Origin of the sequence: Mesorhizobium sp. M7A.F.Ca.ET.027.02.1.1, assembly GCF_004022985.1 — a bacterium.
Taxonomy (GTDB): Bacteria; Pseudomonadota; Alphaproteobacteria; order Rhizobiales; family Rhizobiaceae; genus Mesorhizobium.
This window is the reverse complement of sequence record NZ_RZOL01000666.1, coordinates 1-1,939: the sequence shown is the minus strand read 5'-3', so window position 1 is coordinate 1,939 and position 1,939 is coordinate 1. Positions and strand designations below refer to the sequence as shown.

Sequence of the window (1,939 nt, the reverse complement as noted above, 5' to 3'; positions counted from 1 at the left end):
ATCGACTACCGGTTCCACTGCTGAAGCGTCACTTCTTGTTGCGCGAGAGCTTGCCGAGCAGGCTGCCGAGCCCGGCCTTCTTCTTAATCTTGATTTCGCTGCGCCCGGTCAGCACATGCGCCATTTCGTTGATCATCGCGACAACCGGGTTTTTGGCATCCATTTCGCCAAGCATGCGTCCGTTGTTGGCGGCATTGCCGAACAGCAACGGATCAAACGCAATGACCGACATCGGCGACAGGCCGAGCGGCTCGGCGAAATCTGACGGCGAAATCTCCGGGCGCTTCGGCACGCCGGCCTGGTTGATGATCAGCTTGGGCGGCGGATCATTGGGACGAAGCCGCTTGAGCATATCGACGAGGTTCTTAGTGTTGCGCAGATTGGCGAGTTCCGGTGTCGCGGTGATGACGATCTCGTCGGCCTTGACCAGGGTGTTCTTGGTCCAGCCCGTCCAGGCATGGGGGACGTCGAGCACCAGAAGCGGCACGCTGCGCTGGGCGGTGTCGATGAGCTGCGCGAAGGCCTCGGGATCGAAATCATAGACGCGTTCGAGCGTCGAAGGCGCTGCCAGCAGCGACAGATGCTCGGCGCACTGGGTCAGCAGCCGGTCGAGATAGACTTCATCGATGCGTTCCGGTGAAAACACCGCCTCGGCGATGCCTTGCGCCGGATCCTGGTCGAAATTGATGTTGGCGGTGCCGAAAGCCAGATCGAGATCGGCGACGACCACTTCGGATTTGAACAGGGAGGACATCGCCCAAGCCACATTGTGGGCGATCGTCGAGGAGCCGACACCGCCCTTGGCGCCGACGAAGGCGATCGAGCGGCCGAGCGGCTCGGCTTCCGGATCGATGAAAATCGACGACACCACGCTGACGATGTCGGCCATCGAGACCGGAGCGATCACATATTCGGAAATGCCGTTGCGGATGAGCTCGCGGTAGAGGCCGACATCATTGTAGTGGCCGATCACCACCACCTTCGACGTCGGATCGCAATATTCCGAGAGCTGGGCGAGTTGTTCCAGCAATTGCTTGGGCTCGCTGCGCGATTCCAGCAGGATCAGGTTGGGCGTCGGCGCCGATTGGTAGAATTCGATGGCAGTGGGAACGCCGCCCATATGGACCTTGAGATGCGCCTTTGTCATACGGCGGTCCTCGCCGGCGCGCTCGACCGGATTGGCAACACCCTCGGTCTCGCAGAATGCCTGGATCGAGATGCGCGGGATCGGCCGCAACGCCTGCATCGCGGCGATGTCCTGCTGCGAGGTATCGCTGCCGTCCACCGGGGCGTCGTAGGCAAGGTTGCTCATCGTCATGCTCTTTCCCGTGGCCTGTTCTGTCCGAGACTGGCGGCTCAGTACGTCACTTCCGAATTGCCGAGGAACTCTTCCGAAATGCCTCTCTTTTGGTAAACATCGATGGCTTGGCTACGATTTGCCGGATCAATATTGGCAGATTTACGCGGGCCGAGCAGGTCGGCCGGATTGGCCATCTGGGCGGCAAGATTGTTCTGATAGGAGCAGCCGAAGTCGGCATAGTGCTTGTTTTCCGATGTCTCCATAAGATCTTCGGGCCAGCGGCCGCACTTATCGGTCTGGGCTTTCACCGAGATATAAGCAACGCGAATCGGGGCAGAGGCTTCGGCGGAGGCGGACTGATAGGAGGTCACGACAATCCGATTGCGCTTGATGCCGCTGGCAACCGCCAGCCGGGCGAAATCGCGGGCCGCCGTGGTCGCGGCGACCTCGTTGGCCGATCCGCTCGGGACCTGGATCGTCAGCGTCGGGGCGGCACTTCTGTCATAGCCATCCAGGAAGCCAAGAAGCGTATCGCGCTGGGAGCCGGTCATGCCGCGGTCACCGGCACCGACAGGCAGGTCGATCTTCTGATTCTTCTCGGCGATGACGATCCAGGTCCCGAGCGGATCGGCCAACGAG

Annotated in this window: 2 protein-coding genes; both read right to left on the bottom strand. The window is 61.0% G+C overall.

All coding sequences use genetic code 11. The features are described 5' to 3' along the window. Nucleotides 1-28: 28 nt before the first annotated feature. Entirely contained in the window at nucleotides 29-1,318 is a 1,290-nt protein-coding gene (locus EN749_RS34895; RefSeq protein ID WP_127327690.1) for a CpaE family protein, read from the bottom strand. Nucleotides 1,319-1,356: 38 nt separating this feature from the next. Continuing rightward, on the bottom strand, nucleotides 1,357-1,939 hold a 583-nt coding region (locus tag EN749_RS34890), incomplete at its 5' end, for a CpaD family pilus assembly protein (protein WP_128364875.1).